Here is an 18,406-nt window from a genome sequence, read left to right as displayed (position 1 = left end):
CGCATTCTGCCCCATCCGCCGCTTTTGTGGGGCTTCACCGGCGGCGATGGGACCGAACGGCGTACAGCAGGAAGGCTGCTCCGGCGCTGGCGCAGCAGGGGCCGACAAACCAGTTGCCGGGTGCCGGACCGTTCTTCAGGGCGAACCACACGAACGCGAGGATGACACCCAGTACGGCCCCTCCGAGGGCACCTGTGCGGGCGATCTCGGCGATGTCGTTCTCTCTGGTGTTGAGGTGCCGTTCGGCGACCATCGCGAGCGTCACGGCGCCGAAGATCACCACCCAGGTGATCAGTTCGGGGAATCCGCCACCTTGTCCCGGGGAGAAGCCCGATCCCGCCCATATCTGGGTGACGAAGGCGGCTGGGACACCGACGCCGAACCAGGACACCGAGATCATCACCAGCTCGCCGGCCAGGGACCGTCGGCGAGCGGGCGGTCGGGGAGAGCGAAGGGCCGGTGCCGGCCGCGGTGGGACGCGGCCGGCCCGGGGGGCGGGCGGCCGGGGGGCTGCCGGCTGTGGGTTTCGGGCGGTGCCGGGGATTCCGGGGCGGCTCGGTCGCCCCTCGGGGAGGTGCTCGGTACCTGGTGGTGGACCGGTGAAATCCATCTGCGGTGTCCTTTCCGGGGTGGTGGTCAGGAGGCGAGGTCGTACTGCCGGGCGGTCGGTTCCGGGCTCAGCTTGAGGACCCCGTGTAGCTGGGAGGCGTCCCACAGTCGCCGGCTGACCAGACCGCGCCCGCCGAGTTGCCACACGGTCATGCCCGCGGTACGAGCCCGGGTCGCCATCTCCGCGAAACGTCCGTTGCCGCTGCAGATCACGTAGGTCGAGTAGCGACCGGCGGCGTGGTGCTCATCGGCGCGGTGCAACAGTTCGGCGACGCAGTCACGGTCGGTACTCACGTAATAGCGCACGCCGGTGCCGAGCACGAAGATGGCGATCTTCGCCAGAGTCGGTCCCGAGGCGACCAGGACCTGATCGCCGGGAGTGATGAGGGGGCGGATCTTGGCCCATACCTCCGCGACGCCGTCGGCGCTGCGATCACTGCCCATCATGTTCTCGAGATCGATGACGATGTACTTGCGCTGACCGATGCTGCTGTCCATCTTGTTCTCCTGGTCCGGGGTGGCCTGTCGATGTTCAGACCGATCCCGCCGCCGGCCGCGACATTCGCCGCGACCGGCGACGACGATCAGCGGTGGTTGTGGGGGCCGACCCCGACACGTCCGCCGACGCCGTTGCAGGAGGGGCAGGTCTGGCGCCTTTCGACGCGGCACTCTTGCCCCTTGTGGTTCCGTTCGTACGTCACCACCTGTACTGTCCCGTCGCCGCGGCACTTGGCGCAGCGGTGACAGTTTCCACAGGATGGGTTGTAGCCGGGCATGTCGGTTCTCCTTCGCGTGCCAACCCTTGGCACTCGAGCCTGATACCGATCCCGCCCACGCGGAAGTCATGTCACAGCGATGACCGCGGCCGACCGCGTCGACGCCGAGGCTCGACGTGGGCCACCGGCACCGACTGGCGTCAGGCGGCTTCGAGTGCCTCCGCCTCACGCCCGTACCGCGTCGCCAGCCACGAGCAGATCATGAGCTGGATCTGGTGGAAGATCATCAGTGGCAGCACGATGAGGCCGACGGTGGTTCCGGCGAAGAGGACGGTCGCCATCGGCAGGCCGGTGGCCAGGCTCTTCTTGGTGCCACAGAACTGGATGGCGATCGTGTCGGCGCGGTCGAAGCCGAGACGTTTCGGAACCCAGCCCGTCACCGCGAGCATCACCAGGACGAGCAGCAGCGAGATGACCGTCACCGCGATCACCTGACCCACCCCGACTGTCGACCAGATGCCCTGGACGACCCCCTCACTGAACGCGACGTAGACGACGAGCACGATGGCGCCGCGGTCGGCCAGCTTGGTGATCTTCGCGTGCCGGGTGAAGAACGGGCCGACCCATTTGCGGGCGAGCTGCCCGAGCAGGAACGGCACCAGGATCTGCGCGACGATCTTCAGGACCGACGTCGCGTCGATGCTGATGTCACCGGCGTTCTGCATCAGCGCGACCACGAGCAGCGGGGTCAAGAAGACGCCGAGGATGTTCGACGTGGACGCGCTGACGATGGCACCGGCGATGTTGCCTCTGGCCATCGAGGTGAAGGCGATCGAGGACTGCACGGTCGAGGGCACCAGGCACAGGAACAGCAATCCGGCGTACAGGTCCTCGCCGATCAGCGGCTCGACGATCGGCTTCAGCGCGAGTCCCACGATCGGGAACACGATGAACGTGAACGCCAGGATCGTGACGTGCAACCGCCAGTGCCGGAGACCTTCGAGCGCCTCGCGTGGATGTAGCCGCGTGCCGTACAGGAAGAACAGCGCGGCGATCGCGACGATCACCACCCAGTCCAGTGCCTCCGCGGCCGCGCCGCGGACCGGCAGGAAAGCGGCGACGACGACGGCGATGATGATGGCCAGGATGAAGCCGTCGATCGGAGAGCGATCGAGGAGATTCTTGAGCGTACGCATGAATGTGCCCCGAGGTCAGAGGTGTGAGACGACGCCGGCCGGCTCAGGCCGGGGTGGAGTCGCCCGCGCAGACGCCGCGCAGCGAGCAGGCGCCGCAGCTGCTGGTGCCGCAATCGGCCGCCGGGCCGGAGGGGTCCTCGTCGGCGGCGTGGCTGTGGGCGTCGTCGCCCGAACAGCAGGAGCAGCCGCCGTCGTCGACGGGTACGGCTGCGGCGGCGCGTACGCCGATGCCGCTGACCAGCCCGATCACCACAAGCGCGGCGACCAGCGCGACGAGTCCGAAGGCCAATGCCCATCCGCCCGGGACGGCGAGGGTCGCGATGCCGCCCAGTGCGAGGATCAGACCGGCGCCGAGGGTGCCCGGGCCGGCGATGCGGTTGGCGATGCGGAACGCCTCGTCGGATCGCATGGTCTCCGCGGAGCGGACGCCGATCCAGCGATTGCGCGGGAGGGTGCCGCGCAGTCCGCGGATTCCTACCACCGCCCAGAGTCCGGCCAGCACGAAGAGCAGTACGGCAACGGCGACGGACACGGCATTCACGACCCACAGCATACGACCGTGCGTCGTACCCGCCGAATCGGCGTACCGCGGCCGTTGCCGGCGGCGGCCGAGGCGACCGGATTGGGGAGCTGCGACCGACAGGATTTACCCTGGTCGCGTGACTTCAGCCGAGAAGACGAGCGGCGACACCGCCGGCACGACCGCACACCGCTACACGGCGTCGGTCGCCGGCGAGATCGAGCAGCGCTGGCAGCAGACCTGGTCCGACGAGCGCGCCTACGAGGCGCCGAACCCCGTCGGGCCGCTCGCCGGTGACCTGTCCGCCTTCGGCGGCGGCGACGCCGACGCTGCCGACAAGCTCTTCGTGCAGGACATGTTCCCCTACCCGTCCGGGGCGGGCCTGCACGTCGGCCACCCGCTCGGCTTCATCGCGAGCGACGTCTTCGCCCGCTACCAGCGGATGACCGGCAAGAACGTGCTGCACACGATGGGCTTCGACTCCTTCGGTCTGCCCGCCGAGCAGTACGCCGTGCAAACGGGCACCCACCCGCGCACCACCACCGAGCAGAACATCGAGCGCTACCTGGGCCAGATCCGACGCCTCGGGTTGGGCCACGACGAGCGTCGTCGGGTGGCCACCACCGACGTCGACTTCTACCGCTGGACCCAGTGGATCTTCCTGCAGATCTACAACGCCTGGTACGACGCCGACCAGGGCAAGGCCCGGCGCATCTCCGAGCTCGTCGACGAATTCGCTTCGGGTGCACGAGCATTGGGTGGCAAGTACGAGGGGCGCGACTGGGGCGACCTCTCCCCCGCCGAGCGCACCGAGATCCTCGACGACCATCGCCTGGTCTACCTGAGCGATTCCCTGGTCAACTGGTGCCCGGGACTGGGAACCGTGCTGGCCAACGAGGAGGTCACCGCCGACGGCCGCAGCGACCGTGGCAACTTCCCGGTCTTCCGGAAACACCTGCGGCAGTGGATGATGCGGATCACCGCGTACTCCGACCGGTTGCTCGACGATCTCGATCTGCTGGACTGGCCGGACAAGGTCAAGACCATGCAGCGCAACTGGATCGGACGCTCGCGCGGCGCCCAGGTGCGCTTCGACGTGCCCGGCGTCGGCGGCATCGAGGTCTTCACGACCCGTCCCGACACGCTCTTCGGCGCCACGTACATGGTCCTGGCGCCCGAGCATCCGCTCGTCGACGAGCTGACCGCGGGCCAATGGCCGTCCGGCACCGATGACCGCTGGACCCGCGGAGGCGCGGATCCCGCTGCTGCCGTTGCGGAGTACCGCGCGTCGATCGCCGCGAAGTCCGACCTCGAGCGCCAGGAGAACAAGGAGAAGACGGGCGTCTTCACCGGCAGCTTCGCGGTCAATCCCGTGAACGGCGAGCAGGTTCCGGTCTTCGTCGCCGACTACGTCCTCATGGGATACGGCACCGGCGCGATCATGGCGGTCCCGGCGCACGACGCCCGTGACCACGAGTTCGCCACCGTGTTCGGACTGCCGATCCGCGAGGTGATCGGCTCGGACACCGACATCGCCGCCGAGGCCTACATGGGCGACGGTCCCCTGGTGAACTCCGGGTTCCTGGACGGTCGCAACGTCGAGGATGCGAAGGCGGCGATTGTCGAGCGCCTCGAGGCCGACGGTGTGGGCACCGGGAGGATCCAGTACAAGCTGCGCGACTGGCTGTTCGCGCGCCAGCGCTACTGGGGCGAACCCTTCCCGATCGTCTACGACGCCGCCGGCCAGCCGCATGCGTTGCCCGAATCGATGCTGCCGGTGGAGCTTCCCGAGGTCGACGACTATGCGCCGGTGTCGTTCGACCCCGACGACGCGGACAGCGAACCGTCGCCTCCGCTGGCCAAGGCCACCGAGTGGATGACGGTCGAACTCGATCTCGGTGACGGTGTGCAGACCTACACCCGGGACGCCAACGTCATGCCCCAGTGGGCGGGCAGTTCGTGGTACCAGCTGCGCTACATCGACCCCACCAACTCGGAAACCCTGTGCGCCAAGGAGAACGAGGCGTACTGGATGGGTCCTCGCCCGGCGCTGCACGGCGCGAACGACCCCGGTGGCCTCGACCTCTACATCGGTGGCGTCGAACATGCGGTGCTGCATCTGCTGTACTCGCGGTTCTGGCACAAGGTCCTGTTCGACCTCGGTTACGTCACCAGTCGCGAGCCGTACCGAAAGCTGTTCAACCAGGGCATGATCCAGGCGTACGCCTACACCGATTCGCGGGGCATCTACGTGCCGGCCGAGGAGGTCACCGAGGAGAACGGCGAGTTCTTCTACAACGGTGAGAAGGTCCGCCAGGAGTACGGCAAGATGGGCAAGTCGCTGAAGAACTCGGTGGCGCCCGACGACATCTGCCGCGATTACGGTGCCGACACCCTGCGCGTCTACGAGATGTTCATGGGTCCGCTCGACCAGTCACGACCGTGGGCCACCAAGGACGTGGTGGGCTCGCAGCGATTCTTGCAGCGGATCTGGCGGCTCGTCGTCGACGAGGAGTCCGGCGCCCTGCGCGTCGCCGACACCGAACTCGACGACGACACGAAACGGTTGCTGCACAAGACGATCGCCGGCGTCCGCGAGGACTACGACGCGCTGCGCAACAACACGGCGGTCGCCAAGCTGACGGTGCTGACCAACCATCTCACCAAGAACTTCGAGAAGTCGGGCGCGCCGCGGGACGCCGTCGAACCTCTGGTGACCATGCTCGCTCCCCTGGCGCCGCACATCGCCGAGGAGCTGTGGCACCGGCTGGGTCGTGACACTCTCGTGGTGCGGGGCTCGTTCCCGGTGGCCGACGAGGCGTGGCTGGTCGAGGACACCGTCGAGATCCCGGTCCAGGTCAAGGGCAAGGTCCGCAGCCGGATCACCGTCGCGGCCGACGCCGACGAGGACACGATGCGCGCCGCCGCGCTCGCCGACGAGAAGATCGTCGCGATCCTTGACGGCGCCGAACCCCGCAAGGTCATCGTGGTCCCCGGCCGGATGGTGAACATCGTCCCCTGACAGCGCCCCGCTCCCTGAGGCCTGGCGGCCGTCGTGGACTGCGAAAGAGCACTCGTGAGCGTCCGAATTTCATGCTCCCTGAGGTGCGAGCGAAGCGAGCCACGAAGGGTGTCGCAAGGGAACTCACCAGGCCCTTCGTGGCTCGTCGCTTGCGCTCCTCGCACCTCAGGGACCAGGGGGTATGTGATTCTTTCGGATTAGGGAGCGGGTTGGGCTCGCAAGCTCGCTCCTCAGGGAGCGGAGGCCGGTCGCTATCTACTTCTTCGGCAGCTTGCGCGCGTAGTCGGAACCGATGGCGATCCAGCGGGAGAGTTGACGATCGGTGGCGATGCCCGCGTCGTCGACGCGAAGCCACCCGCGGGTCTCGCGGCCGGACATCACCATCGGTCGGGTGTGTGGATATTCGAGAAAACCGGCCGTTTCCTCCGGCGCGACGCGGACCAGGATGCCGCCTCTGCGGCTGGCCGCGACGGCCATGTTGCCGTTGATCAGGAACGCCAGCCCGCCGAACATGGCCTTCTCGTCGAGGCCGCACTCCGTCGCCAGTAGAGCGCGGATGCGGTAGGCCAGGTCCTCGTCGTACGCCACCGGTCCAGGCTATTCGGCTTCGGTCACGAACCGGGACTTGGCAACGAACTTACCGGGCAGTAAGGTACTGTCATGGCGATCAACCTGGAGCTCCCGAAGAAGTTCGATTCGACGGTCGAGCGCACCCACATGGCTGCCGAGCACCTGTTCCGGCCGATCTCGCGCAAGTACGACCAGGCCGAGCACGAGTACCCGGTGGAGCTCGATGAACTGGCGAAGCTCGCCAAGCAGGGCCGATCCTCGGAGAAGTCGGAGGACAGCGAGAGGACGGCGTCCGACGCGCCGTCCGCGAACGGCGCCAACATGCGCGCTCTGCTCTCGGCGCTGGAGATGAGCTGGGGCGATGTCGGTCTGCTGCTCTCCATCCCGGGTCAGGGTCTCGGCAACGCGGCGATCGCGGCGGTGGCCAACCCCGAGCAGCTCGAACGCTTCGGCGATGTGTGGGCGGCGATGGCCATCACCGAGCCGAGCTTCGGCTCGGATTCGGCGGCGGTCTCCACGACCGCGACCCTCGACGGCGACGAGTACGTCCTGAACGGCGAGAAGATCTTCGTGACCGCGGGCTCGCGCGCCGACCACGTCGTCGTGTGGGCGACCATCGACAAGAGCGTCGGACGTGCAGCCATCAAGAGCTTCGTCGTACCGATGACCACCGACGGTGTCACCGTGGCCCGCCTCGAGCACAAGCTGGGCATCAAGGCTTCCGACACGGCGGTGATCCGGTTTGAGAATGCTCGGGTTCCGGCCGAGAACCTGTTGGGTTCGCCGGAGATCGACACCAAGAAAGCCTTCGGCGGGGTCATGCAGACCTTCGACAACACCCGCCCGGTCGTCGCCGCGATGGCCATCGGACTCGGCCGCGCATCTCTGGAGGAGCTGCGTCGAATGCTGGAGGAGGCGGGCCACGAGATCGACTACGACCGCCCCGCCTCGTCGCAGCACGCCACTGTCGCCGAGTTCATCAGACTCGAATCCGACTGGGAGGCATCGTGGTTGCACACGGTGCGGGCAGCGTGGATGGCCGACAACAAGCAGCCGAACTCGACCGAGGCGTCGATGTCGAAGGCGAAGGCCGGCCGGGTCGTCACCGACATCACCAACAAGACCGTCGAGATCGGCGCCACCGCCGGATATTCGGAGACGTCGCTGGTGGAGAAATGGGCTCGCGACTCGAAGATCCTGGACATCTTCGAAGGGACGCAGCAGATCCAGCAGCTGATCATCGCTCGACGTGTGCTGGGCAAGACCTCCGCGGATTTGAGGTAGTGGTTCGCGGTTGGCGAACTCTAATGCGCAAACCGGACACATCTCGGATGTCCGAGTGTGACGATGGGGAAGGACGAGGGCCGAACCAGGCGCCCTGACCGAGCACCCATCCATCGGAGGTGGTGTGGCATGACCGCACCCGACAACATCGCGATCGATCCGTCACTGATCGACCTGTACAAGGACCTGCACCGTAATCCGGAGTTGGGTTTTCGAGAAGGTCGGACCGCTTCGATCGTCGTGGATCACCTCCGCGCATCGGGATTCGAGGTCACCACCGGGGTGGGCAAGACGGGTGTCGTCGGCGTCCTCCGAAACGGGGACGGGCCCACCGTCGTGTCCCGGGCGGACATGGATGCGCTACCCGTGCGAGAGGACACCGGTCTCGATTACGCCAGCACCGCCACCGCCATCGACGACGACGGTGAGTCGGTTCCGGTCGCGCACGCCTGCGGTCACGATCTGCACACCACCTGCCTTCTCGGTGCGGCTGCTGTCCTGGCAGGTGAGACATCCGCCTGGTCGGGCACCTTGATCGTCGTGTTCCAACCCGCGGAAGAGTTGGGTGCCGGAGCCCAGGCGATGGTCGACGACGGCCTGTGGGACAGGTTTCCGAAGCCGGATGTCGTTCTCGGTCAACACGTGTCACCGCTGCCCGCCGGGAAGATCGCCGGTCACGCGGGTGCGTCGTACGCCGGCTCGGATTCTCTGCGGATACGTCTGGTGGGTCGAGGTGCGCACGGCTCGATGCCGGAGGCCTCGGTCGACCCCATCGTGTTGGCGGCCTCGACGGTGCTGCGATTGCAGACCGTGATCTCGCGGGAGATCCCGAGCACGGCGACGGCCGTGCTGACCGTGGGATCCATCCACGCCGGGGATGCCGCGAATGTCATCCCGGGGGAGGCGGAAATACAGCTGAACATCCGCAGTTACGAAGAGAGCGTGCGCAGTCGGATCCTCGACAGTGTCGAGCGCATCGTGCGCGGCGAGGCTGCAGCATCGGGTGCACCGGAAGAGCCGACCATCACCGAGATCGAGCGCTTCCCGGTGGTGACGAACGACGCCGCGGCGCTCTCCACGACACTCGTTGCGTTCGCGGACTGGTTGGGGGAGAACAACATTCTCGATCCAGGCGCGGGCGCGGGAAGCGAAGACGTGGGGATCCTCGCGACGAGCTGCGGAGCGCCGCTCTCGTACTGGCTGCTCGGCGGAGCGGACCCGACTCTCTTCACTACTGGTGACATGACGGATCCGGCCCTGTTGAAGGTTCCGTCCAACCACTCGCCGCACTACGCGCCGGTCATCGATCCGACGCTGTCGATCGGGGTGCGCGCGCAGGTCGTCGCCGCGCGGACCTGGCTGGGCCCGGCCGCCTGATCGCCCACCGAACCGGGAACCTCACACCCGGCCGATGAGCCAGTCGGCGATGGTCGCGGCGTTGCGTGGATCGGTCGCCACCCCTGGGTGTCCGGTGAAATGATCGGTGTAGGTCACCGACACCCCCGACCGTCGGTAGGTGTCGACCAGACCGGCCACCAGCGGTTGCGGGGACACGGTGTCGACGGTGCCGGAGTCGACCCGGACCGGAAGAGCCTTCGAGAAGCGAAGTCGCGCAACATCGTTGTTGCGAAGGGTCGTCAGCAGCCGCTGCTTCATCTCCTCGCCGCGGGGTCCCAGCAGCTGGGTGGGTGCGAGACCGCCGAACGAATCCGCTGCCGTCAGGTCTGCGTAGCAGCGGGTCTCGACCTGTGGACGCAGTTCGCGCGCCCGGGCGCTGAGTCCGCCGTTGTCCATCAGTTCGTCGAACGCGGGATCAGCTGCAGCCGCACCGCTTCCGATCAGCGCGGCCAGTCCCATGAGTTCGTTGACGGCCGGCCCGGCGACGGGTACGTTGGACGCGCCGTCGAGCAGGTCGGCGACTCGTGTCGGTGGTGCCAGCGCCGACACGGCCCGTAACCGCAGGGGTCCCCACTCCGATGACGGACGAGCAGCGGCCGACAGTGCGGCGACGGCTCCCTCCGAATGGCCCGCCACGACGACGTCGCGACCGATGCGCGGATCGTGATCGGCCGCCGCGAGCGCCATGTCGATCGCCGACCGCGCCAACGAGTCCCCGATGAGATAAGGATGTGGCCCCGGCCCGCCGATACCCTCGAAGTCCGGGCGCACCACGACGAAACCGGCGTCGAGCAGCCGGGCGACGATGCCATCGCCGGACGTCATGCGGGGTAGTTCGCTGTGGCCGGCGTGGGCAACCGACGGGGCGCACGCGTCGGCTGCCCCCACGGTCATGTGGTTCCACACGGCAAGGGGCCAGCCACCTGCGGGTGGCGGCGTCGGCGGGGTGAGGAGGGTTCCGGACATGACCGTCGGCACGCCGCGGATCGAGGTCGAGGTGTATCGCACGCGCAGCGTCGAATCAGCCTGGGGTAGGGCGACAGTCCGGTCGGCCACCATCTCGGTGTCGATGATGCGAGGGACCGCGTGCGAGACGGTCACCGATCCCTCGCTCGGCGCTGCCCACGACGGGGCGGCGCCGGTGAGGACTGCGGCACAGGCCATTCCGACAACCAGGAGGCCGGAGGCCAGTCGTCGGCCAGCGGCTCGGCTCTTGTCCTTCGCGGTAAGGGTCACCGTCACCCCAGTAGCCTAGCCGCGATGGATGGGTCGCGTGCCGGGCTGAGCCCTGCCGCGGCACGGATCATCGCAGCAGACGTTCCCGCAGTTGGGCTTCGCGCGCGAGTCGTTCGGTGTCTCGGCGCCGGCGCTCGGCCATGATCGCCGACAACACGTCCTCGAACTGGGCACCGGGCGGGGGAGCGGGGGCGACGAACGGTGCGAGGTCGAACACGATCCGGCGGGCGGCGTACGCCCGTGGTTCGGGCTTCATGCCGTGCCGGCCGTTGAGGAACTGCCTGATGACCACCGCGAGCGGGTCGGGAAGTGCGGCCATGTCGGCGGAGACGGCCCATGACCGCAGACCCGGCGGCATGTCGATGGGGGCCTGTTCGACGAGCCGATGACGGTCGCGGATCACGTAGGTCCCGGCGAGCAGATCACCCAGGCGCTTGTTTCGTCGGGAGATGGCCGCCGAGATGAGCGCCGGGAGTCCGAGACAGGCGTAGAGCTCGATGAATCCGATCAGCGCGCGGGTCAGTGAGTGCCGGAAACCCGTCGGACCGGCGTCATCTCGGACCGTCCGGAGTCCGAGGACGAGGTGGCCCACGGACTTTCCCGGGGTGACGGTCTCCAGCAGTGTCGGAAGAGCGACGACGGCGAGGATGGGAATCAATGTGTTGATGGTTCCGCGCCACGCGTCACTCGCCTCGCCGGCGACCTTGAACGACATCCACCACAGGAACAACCACAGTCCGAAACCGAGCAGGACGTCGATGATGCCGGACAGAATTCGGTAGCCGAGGTTGGCCGGCGGCAGTGCGAGAGCGACGGCTTCGCCGGAGACCAGGTCGTCGCGCCCGACGCCGACCGTCGTCGTGGCGCCCGCACCCCATACTGGGGGTCGCGGCGGCACGGGATGAGACATCACGCCTTACCCTACGACGCGATACCGCGACGCGGCGTCGGGAACACACACCCGCGAGGTCCCGCTGAATGACACGTGCCTCGGTCGCGCGAATGCCGGATACCCTGGCCGCGTGGATCTCGACGCCTATGTGTCCGCGCACCGCGCGACGTGGGAACGGCTCGACGCGCTATCCCGGCGTCGCCGACTCACCGGTGCCGAGGCCGACGAGATGATCGACACCTATCAGCGCGTGGCCACCCATCTGTCGGTCATCCGGTCGACCGCCCCCGACGCGTCGCTCGTCGCGTACCTGTCGGCTCTCCTGGCTCGCGCCCGCGGCCGTGCGACCGGAACCCGCGTCAGCACGCCGACGACGGTGATCGAGTTCTTCACCCGGTCGTTCCCCGCCGCCCTGTACCGGATGCGCTGGTGGTGGCTGTCGGTGATGGGTGGGTCGCTCGGCGCAGCGGCGATCATGACGTGGTGGGTTCTGGCCCATCCGCGCATCGAGAGCTCGTTCGCGTCGCCCGCCGAGATCGAAAGCCTCGTCACCAACGACTTCGAGAACTACTACAGCGAATACGAGGCGACGTCGTTCGCCGCGCGGGTGTGGACCAACAACTTCTGGCTGGCCGCCCTGTGTATCGCTTTGGGGGTATTCGGCTTCCCGGTGATCTGGATGCTCTATACGAACGTCCTGAATCTGGTGGTCGTGGCGTCGATCATGATTCGCCACGGTCGTGGCGACCTCTTCTTCGGACTGATCCTGCCGCACGGGATGCTCGAGTTGACCTGCCTGTTCGTCGCCGCGGGGGTGGGTCTGCGGATCTTCTGGGCGTGGGTGTCCCCGGGAAATCGGACGCGTGCAACGGCTCTCGGGGAGGAGGGCCGGGCGGCGGTCGGAGTCGCACTGGGTCTGGTGGTCGTGCTGTTGCTGTGCGGGGTCATCGAGGCGTTCGTCACGCCGTCCCCGCTGCCGACCTGGGCGCGCATCGGGTTCGGTGTGACGGCCTGGTCGCTGTTCATGGCCTACGTCTTCGTCGCCGGCCGTCGCGCTCACGAGTACGGGGACACCGGTGACCTCGACGAGGCCGACCGCGGACTCACGGTGCCGACGGTGAGATAGCGCCTGTCGGGGTCCGGTCGCGACGTGCCGGCGCTTACGATCTCCGGGAGAGTCGACGACGACGAAGGGAACACTCTGATGGCCACTCGCAAGGGATCACTGGACGCTGTCTCGCTGCTGGGCGGGGGACTGGCCGCGACCGGCGTGGCGCACTTCGTGGCGCCGCAGGTCTTCGCTCCGATCACCGCGCCGGTGTTCCCCGACGACACCACCACCTGGACCTACCGCAACGGTGCCTCCGAGACCGCGATCGGCCTCGCGCTGGTGTTGCCGCGGACCCGGCGGCTGGGCCTCATCGGCCTCGCCGGCTACCTGGGTTTCCTCGGGTACCGGGCGGCGCTGGCACGCGGCTGACTCTGTTTCGCGTCAAGGGGTCTATAGCAATCCCCGCGACTTGAGCAGCAGATAGTGATCTGCCAGCTTCGCTGGCAGCTTGTCGGGGGCCGCGTCCACCACGTCGACGCCGAGCCGGCCCACTGCGGCAGCGGTCCGATCGCGCAGGGTGAGCGTGCGTGCCGCGGCCGCGGCGTCGTAGATCTGGGTGGCGTCGTCGCGCTCGGTCAGCATCGCGTCGAGGGCAGGGTCGGCGACGGATCCGATGATGACCTTGTAGCGCTGCGCGAGTACCGCCAGTGGGGGGAGGAGCGACTCCTCGACGGCTGCGGGTTCGAGGGGTGTGAGCAGCACCAGCAGCGCGCGCTGGCGACCGATCTTGGCGACCTCGGCACCGAGCAGCGGCCAATCCGCCTCCAGGAGAGCGGGTTGGAGGTCGGCCATGGCGGTGACGAGACTGTTGAGCAGCATGGTGCGGCCGACGCCGACCACCCGTCGATGGACTCGGCGGTCACCGGCGATGAGATCCACCCGGTCACCGGCGTGCGACGCGAGGGCGGCCAGCAGCAAGGCGGCGTCCATCGCGGCGTCGAGTCGAGGGGTGTCGCCCACGCGCCCGGCTGACGTCCGTGAGGTGTCCAAGACGATGACGATGTGTCGGTCCTTCTCCGGCTGCCAGGTACGGACCACCGTCGAACGGCGCCGGGCGGTGGCCCGCCAGTCGATGCTACGGACGTCGTCACCCTCGACATAGTCACGAAGGGAATCGAATTCGGTGCCCTGACCCCGTACCCGCACTGCGGATCTGCCGTCGAGCTGACGGAGGTGGGCCAGCCGAGACGGCAGCAACCGTCTCGAGTCGAAGGGCGGGAGTGCGCGGACCCGGCCCGGCAGGGGTACCGACCGTTGGCGTCCGGCGAGGCCCAGCGGTCCCACTCGCCGCACGGTGACCCGGACGGCGAGCCGGTCACCGCGCCGCGTCGGGGTGAGAGTCGTTGTCACCGAAAGCGTCTCCGCACGCGGAATGGTCACCCGATGGGTGTTCTCCGACGCACCGGCCGAAGGCTGCCAGCTGTCCCGCAGCACGCCACGGAAGGTCCCGGAGCCGTGGTTGGTGACCGTGATCGAACATGTCGTGGTCTGACCGAGCCGGATCGGGCCGGGCGCCGAACGCGACATGGTGATCGACTTCGTGGACCCCGCCAGCGCGATGTCGAGGCACATGAGCAGGACACAGAACATCGTCCACAGAACGGGGACCGCATAATTCGGCCAGATCAGGATGGGCACTGCGCCGAGCAGCACCAGGATCAGGAAGCGGCCGGTGAGGAACATCAGCGGGGGACGGGCACCGAGTTGATGGCGGCGTCGAGCACCGAGCCCACCGACACTCCCTCGAGTTCGGCCTCCGGGCGTAACGACAGGCGGTGCGCCAGCGTCGATTGGGCGAGCGCCTGCACGTCATCGGGGGTCACGAAGTCGCGGCCGTTCAACCACGCCCATGCGCGGCTCGTCCCCAGTAGGGCGGTGGCTCCTCGCGGGCTGACGCCGAGTGCCAGCGACGGTGAGAACCGGGTGGCCCGAGCGATGTCGACGATGTAGGCGGTGACCTGCGGAGCGACCGTCACCCGACGGACCTGCTCGGCGCCGGCCTCCACGTCGGCGGCGGTGGCGACCGGTCGGAGCCCCGCCGCGGACAGGTTGCGCGGATCGAATCCGGATGCGTGCCGCGTGAGCACGGTGATCTCGTCGTCGCGAGGCGGGAGCGGCAACGTGACCTTCAGCAGGAACCGATCGAGCTGTGCTTCGGGCAGGGGGTAGGTGCCCTCGTATTCGACGGGGTTCTGGGTCGCGGCGACGAGGAACGGGCTGGGTAGCGGGCGCGGATCGCCGTCGACGGTGACCTGACGTTCCTCCATCGCCTCCAGCAGCGATGCCTGCGTTTTCGGCGGGGTGCGGTTGATCTCGTCGGCCAGCAGGAGATTGGTGAACACAGGTCCCTCGCGGAACGTGAACTCAGAGCTGGCGGAATCGAACACGAGCGATCCGGTGACATCACCGGGCATGAGGTCCGGAGTGAACTGCACACGCTTCGTCTCGACGTCGAGCGCGGCGGCCACCGACCGGACGAGCAGCGTCTTGGCAACGCCGGGAACGCCTTCGAGCAGGATGTGCCCCCGGCAGAGCAGCGCGATCAGGATGCCTGCCACTGCCGGGTCCTGGCCGACGACGGCCTTGGCGACCTCACCGCGGACGGCCCCGAGCGCATCGCGTGCGCGGTTCGGCGCCCCGCCGGGCCGGTGGTGGGCGTTCTCCGGTGGCCGGCCGGGAGTTGCTTTGGTGAACGGGTCTGGGGCGAAAGGGTCTGGTGTGAACGGACCGGGGCCAGGGTCGCGGGACGGGTCGACGGTCATGGTGTGTGTCGGACTTCCTTCTCGAGGTTGGTCAGATCGGCGGTGAAGTGCACGAGCTGGGCGGTGGTGGTGGGCAGCGGACCGGCGAGCAGTGAACGGATCTCGCCGAGGTCGCGATGGGTCGCCCCGGCCACGGCGATGACGATCGCCGACACCGTCGGGTCCGCGGTCTCTTGTGGCGCGACGACGGCGTCCCAGTCTGGCTGCGACAGTGCATCGGTGGCCCGTGCCGCGTCGAACGGCAGGCCGAGATACGACGCCAGCGAGCTCAGCGTGTGGATGCGCAACGCCGCAGCGGCCCGTGCGTCGGCTCCGGCGCGGTGATACATCCGGCCACGCGCACGGGTGGTCTCGACCGCCTTGACGACGGCGGGCAACGGCTCGGTGACCAGCGATCCGAATCGCCTGCCCCGCCAGAGCATCAAGGCGAGAACCGCGAAGACGGTCAACACGATGAGCGGCCCGACCGCCGCCGGGATGTCGGACTCTTCGTCGTCGGATGCCACCTGGTCGGTGAAGAACGGTACGTACCACAGGATGTCATCGGAACCGGCGAACACGCGTATCGCGACGCCCGCGTTGTCCTGTTGCGCGAGTTGCTCGTTGGTGAGCATCCCGCCGCTGATCACGACGAACTCGGGTCGCTCGGCGGTTCGCGGTACGACGACGAGATCCGACGTCGTGCCGGCGGTGAAACAGGCGGTGGCCGAGGGTGAGGTGGGTGAGTACCCGAAGGGGGTGAAGCCGACGATGTCGGTCTCGTCGATCCCGGGTGTCCGGCAGCCGGCGGCGACCGCGGAGGGGCCGTCGCCGTACGAGGACGTGACCGGCAGGTCGAGCGCGGTCAGGACGGTGTTGTCCGGTGCGATCAGGATCACGCGGTCGGCGTCCTGCACGCGGTCGCGGAACTGCTCGGTGGTACCGGGATTCAACGACGACGTCGAGCTCACCACCACCGTGGTTTCCCCGTCGGGGCGCGGAGCGTCGGTGAACTCGTCGAGTCCGCGCACCAGCCGGAGGTCGGCACCGCGGTCGTCGAAGATCTGCGCGAGCGCCCGCGACCCGCCGGGTTGGGCGTTGTCGGGGTCGTTGCTCACCCCGGGCCCGGGCGTACCCCGCACCCCGGTGAGCGCGGTGACACCGAGGATGCCGATGCCGGCGACAACGACGACGATCACCACGACGATGACCACCCAGACCCAGGCCGGTGTCCTGTTCTTCGCGGGCGGGGGACGCAGCGGCGGGGCGGCCTGCAGGGTGCCGGTCATCGGGGCACCGCCAGGCGGCGCGGTCGGTCGACATCCGGCTCGGCTGGTCGCGCGGACGAGACCGCGCGCTCGAGTTCGAGAACCTTACGCGCGGATTCGGCGGACGCGTGCCGGTCGCCGTAGGCGATGGCGTCGAAGAGGTCTGTGGCCCTGCGTAATCCGGCATCGTGTGCGGGGAAGCGGGGTCCGAGGTCGAGGGCCACCTCGTGGGCGGTGAGGGACGGCTCGTCGGCCAGCAGTCCGCGCTCGATGCCGCGGCGGGCCACGGCGCGCACGGCGGCGAGCACGCACGCGTCGTACTGTCCCGCCGCGAATGCGGTGTCGGCGTCGGACCGGAACTCGGCCGCTGACCGAGCCGGACCGGTCAGCACCGATTCGGATGGCGCCGCACCGGTGGGCCGGGGGATGCGCGGGTTGCGACGGAGATGACGGATGACCACGACGACGAGTCCGAGGACAAGCGCGATCGCCAGGACGATCACGATGGCGCGCAGCGTGTCGGAGCCGCCGAACCAGCCGAAGACGTTGTCGGCGATCCACTCCCAGAGGCGCTCACCGAAGCGGTCGAACCATGACGGCTCGGGCGGTTGGTAGTCGGGCTCGGAGAGCTCCTGTTCGGCCCACCGGCGTGCCTCGTCGTTGGCGGGGTCCAGGGGCGCGGCGAGGATTCCGATCACCGGTCGCCCCGTCCCGGGACAGCCGGTGTCGCTGCCGACTCGGCGGCGCGCGCGTCGTCGTAGAGGACAGCCGGCACGACGGTCAGTACCGGTTGCACGACGATCGACGCGACGACGGAGCCGACCACCGAGACGACGGTCTCGTACGTGTCGGCGTCCGCGTCGTCGAACCATGTGCCGGCGAAGGATCCGAGGAGATCGAACGGATACATCATCGTGGTCATCGCGACCCACGCCAGCACGAGCATGACCGCCAGGACGCCGAAGGTGCGCCAGAATCGCTGCGCGGCCAGCGAACCCGAGCGGGCGACCGCCTCTCGCATAGTGAGTCTGTCGAGCACGATCGCCGGTGCGGTGAATACTGTGCGGACCAGCAGCCAGGCCACCGGGACGAGAGCGACGAGGGCGAGGAGCAGGCTCCCGGCGAGCAGCACGAATCCGCCGGACGCGGCGCCCAGACCGAAGAGCGCGACGGCGGGTGTGAAAGCCGCCGCGACGGCGAACCCCAGGAGCACGGTCCAGGCCAGGAGCCTGGGGAGGGCACGCCATGCGTACCGCAGCGTGTCGTCGAAGGCGGGCCGAGAGCCGGCACGGACGCGCGCCACGGGGTGTGCGGCGACACCGGTGAGCGTCCCGGCCACCACGATCCACTGAACGAAGACGACGCCGACGATCGCAGCGAGAGGAGCGATGATCGATGCCCAGTCGCTCGGGTCGTCGACGGCCGGATCAGTGGTCTCCGACCATAATGTGGCCCCGGCAAGGGGCGGTGCCGCCACCACCCACGTCATCGCGACGAGTCCGAGAAAGATACGGGGTGCAGTGACAACGGTCGAGAAGATGCGCTGCAACAGGGCGCTGAGCGTCGTGGGGTGGTGCGCGGGCATCCATTCCGGCCACCCGCCGTGCTGGGCCGAACCCCACGCCGGCTGCGGTCCGGGCGCGATCGGGGGTGGCGGTGTCCCGGCCTCGGGGATCGGGCTCCATTCGTCGGAGACGTCGGGCGGCCGCCACTGAGACGCGCCGGCGGGTGGCGTCGGTGCGTACGGTGGCTCGGACATCGAGAAGGTGCACCGGCCTTTCCGCGCAGGAGAACTGTGCGGCGAACGTATCAAACAACTCCGACGGTGCACCGGAATCATCCA

Annotated in this window: 17 protein-coding genes; 5 read left to right on the top strand and 12 right to left on the bottom strand. The window is 68.4% G+C overall.

Going from position 1 to position 18,406, the window contains the following annotated elements; translation table 11 throughout:
- Positions 1–34: 34 nt before the first annotated feature.
- From AC3B6C_RS06845 to AC3B6C_RS06830, 4 genes are all read right to left on the bottom strand, one after another.
- Positions 35–400: a hypothetical protein gene (locus AC3B6C_RS06845; RefSeq protein ID WP_488375489.1), complete on the bottom strand. Its 366-nt coding sequence runs from the start codon at positions 398–400 to the stop codon at positions 35–37.
- 236 nt (positions 401–636) lie between these two features.
- Positions 637–1,107, bottom strand: a complete 471-nt coding sequence (locus tag AC3B6C_RS06840; protein ID WP_488375488.1) for a hypothetical protein — start codon at positions 1,105–1,107, stop codon at positions 637–639.
- Between the two features lie 418 nt (positions 1,108–1,525).
- A complete protein-coding gene (locus AC3B6C_RS06835) occupies positions 1,526–2,521 on the bottom strand; it encodes a bile acid:sodium symporter family protein (protein WP_488375487.1) in 996 nt (331 codons plus the stop codon).
- A 43-nt stretch (positions 2,522–2,564) separates the two neighbouring features.
- Complete coding sequence (locus tag AC3B6C_RS06830) at positions 2,565–3,074, bottom strand: SdpI family protein (RefSeq protein ID WP_055477287.1); 510 nt, start codon at positions 3,072–3,074, stop codon at positions 2,565–2,567.
- 106 nt (positions 3,075–3,180) lie between these two features.
- Here AC3B6C_RS06830 and leuS point away from each other — a divergent pair, with 106 nt between their 5' ends.
- The gene (gene leuS / locus AC3B6C_RS06825) at positions 3,181–6,063 is read left to right on the top strand and encodes a leucine--tRNA ligase (protein WP_488375486.1); all 2,883 of its coding nucleotides are present in this window, start codon (positions 3,181–3,183) and stop codon (positions 6,061–6,063) included.
- Between the two features lie 255 nt (positions 6,064–6,318).
- On the opposite strand, the gene AC3B6C_RS06820 is transcribed toward leuS, so the two are convergent.
- Positions 6,319–6,651, bottom strand: a complete 333-nt coding sequence (locus AC3B6C_RS06820; RefSeq protein ID WP_010843832.1) for a TfoX/Sxy family protein — start codon at positions 6,649–6,651, stop codon at positions 6,319–6,321.
- 72 nt (positions 6,652–6,723) lie between these two features.
- Between AC3B6C_RS06820 and AC3B6C_RS06815 the strand changes: the two genes are divergently transcribed.
- Positions 6,724–7,917, top strand: coding sequence for an acyl-CoA dehydrogenase family protein (locus AC3B6C_RS06815; protein ID WP_055477171.1), 1,194 nt, complete (start codon positions 6,724–6,726; stop codon positions 7,915–7,917).
- Positions 7,918–8,046: 129 nt separating this feature from the next.
- A complete protein-coding gene (locus tag AC3B6C_RS06810; RefSeq protein WP_488375485.1) occupies positions 8,047–9,294 on the top strand; it encodes an amidohydrolase in 1,248 nt (415 codons plus the stop codon).
- A 21-nt stretch (positions 9,295–9,315) separates the two neighbouring features.
- Here AC3B6C_RS06810 and AC3B6C_RS06805 read toward each other — a convergent pair whose 3' ends face one another.
- Together AC3B6C_RS06805 and AC3B6C_RS06800 are read right to left on the bottom strand one after the other, a co-directional pair.
- Positions 9,316–10,557 (bottom strand): lipase family protein, encoded by a 1,242-nt coding sequence (locus AC3B6C_RS06805; protein ID WP_488375484.1) that lies wholly within the window; start codon positions 10,555–10,557, stop codon positions 9,316–9,318.
- Between the two features lie 61 nt (positions 10,558–10,618).
- Entirely contained in the window at positions 10,619–11,461 is an 843-nt protein-coding gene (locus tag AC3B6C_RS06800) for an RDD family protein (RefSeq protein ID WP_488375483.1), read from the bottom strand.
- Between the two features lie 112 nt (positions 11,462–11,573).
- On the opposite strand from AC3B6C_RS06800, the gene AC3B6C_RS06795 reads away from it, so the two are divergent.
- On the top strand, positions 11,574–12,569 hold the full coding sequence (locus tag AC3B6C_RS06795) for a stage II sporulation protein M (RefSeq protein ID WP_488375482.1): 996 nt from the start codon (positions 11,574–11,576) through the stop codon (positions 12,567–12,569).
- A 78-nt stretch (positions 12,570–12,647) separates the two neighbouring features.
- Positions 12,648–12,923 (top strand): hypothetical protein, encoded by a 276-nt coding sequence (locus AC3B6C_RS06790; protein ID WP_488375481.1) that lies wholly within the window; start codon positions 12,648–12,650, stop codon positions 12,921–12,923.
- A 21-nt stretch (positions 12,924–12,944) separates the two neighbouring features.
- On the opposite strand, the gene AC3B6C_RS06785 is transcribed toward AC3B6C_RS06790, so the two are convergent.
- The 5 genes from AC3B6C_RS06785 to AC3B6C_RS06765 are packed head-to-tail and all read right to left on the bottom strand — an operon-like array spanning position 12,945 to position 18,322.
- Positions 12,945–14,237: a DUF58 domain-containing protein gene (locus tag AC3B6C_RS06785; protein ID WP_488375480.1), complete on the bottom strand. Its 1,293-nt coding sequence runs from the start codon at positions 14,235–14,237 to the stop codon at positions 12,945–12,947.
- A complete protein-coding gene (locus AC3B6C_RS06780) occupies positions 14,237–15,316 on the bottom strand; it encodes an AAA family ATPase (protein WP_010843840.1) in 1,080 nt (359 codons plus the stop codon). The genes AC3B6C_RS06785 and AC3B6C_RS06780 overlap by 1 nt, the downstream gene beginning before the upstream one ends.
- Positions 15,313–16,584, bottom strand: coding sequence for a DUF4350 domain-containing protein (locus AC3B6C_RS06775; RefSeq protein WP_488375478.1), 1,272 nt, complete (start codon positions 16,582–16,584; stop codon positions 15,313–15,315). The genes AC3B6C_RS06780 and AC3B6C_RS06775 overlap by 4 nt, the downstream gene beginning before the upstream one ends.
- Positions 16,581–17,261 (bottom strand): DUF4129 domain-containing protein, encoded by a 681-nt coding sequence (locus AC3B6C_RS06770; RefSeq protein WP_488375477.1) that lies wholly within the window; start codon positions 17,259–17,261, stop codon positions 16,581–16,583. Before AC3B6C_RS06770 ends, AC3B6C_RS06775 begins: the two co-directional genes overlap by 4 nt.
- Positions 17,258–18,322, bottom strand: coding sequence for a glycerophosphoryl diester phosphodiesterase membrane domain-containing protein (locus tag AC3B6C_RS06765; protein ID WP_488375476.1), 1,065 nt, complete (start codon positions 18,320–18,322; stop codon positions 17,258–17,260). The genes AC3B6C_RS06770 and AC3B6C_RS06765 overlap by 4 nt, the downstream gene beginning before the upstream one ends.
- Positions 18,323–18,406 lie beyond the last annotated feature (84 nt).

The organism is Gordonia sp. 11cp, assembly GCF_057767225.1.
This window is presented reverse-complemented; position numbering and strand designations above follow the sequence as displayed.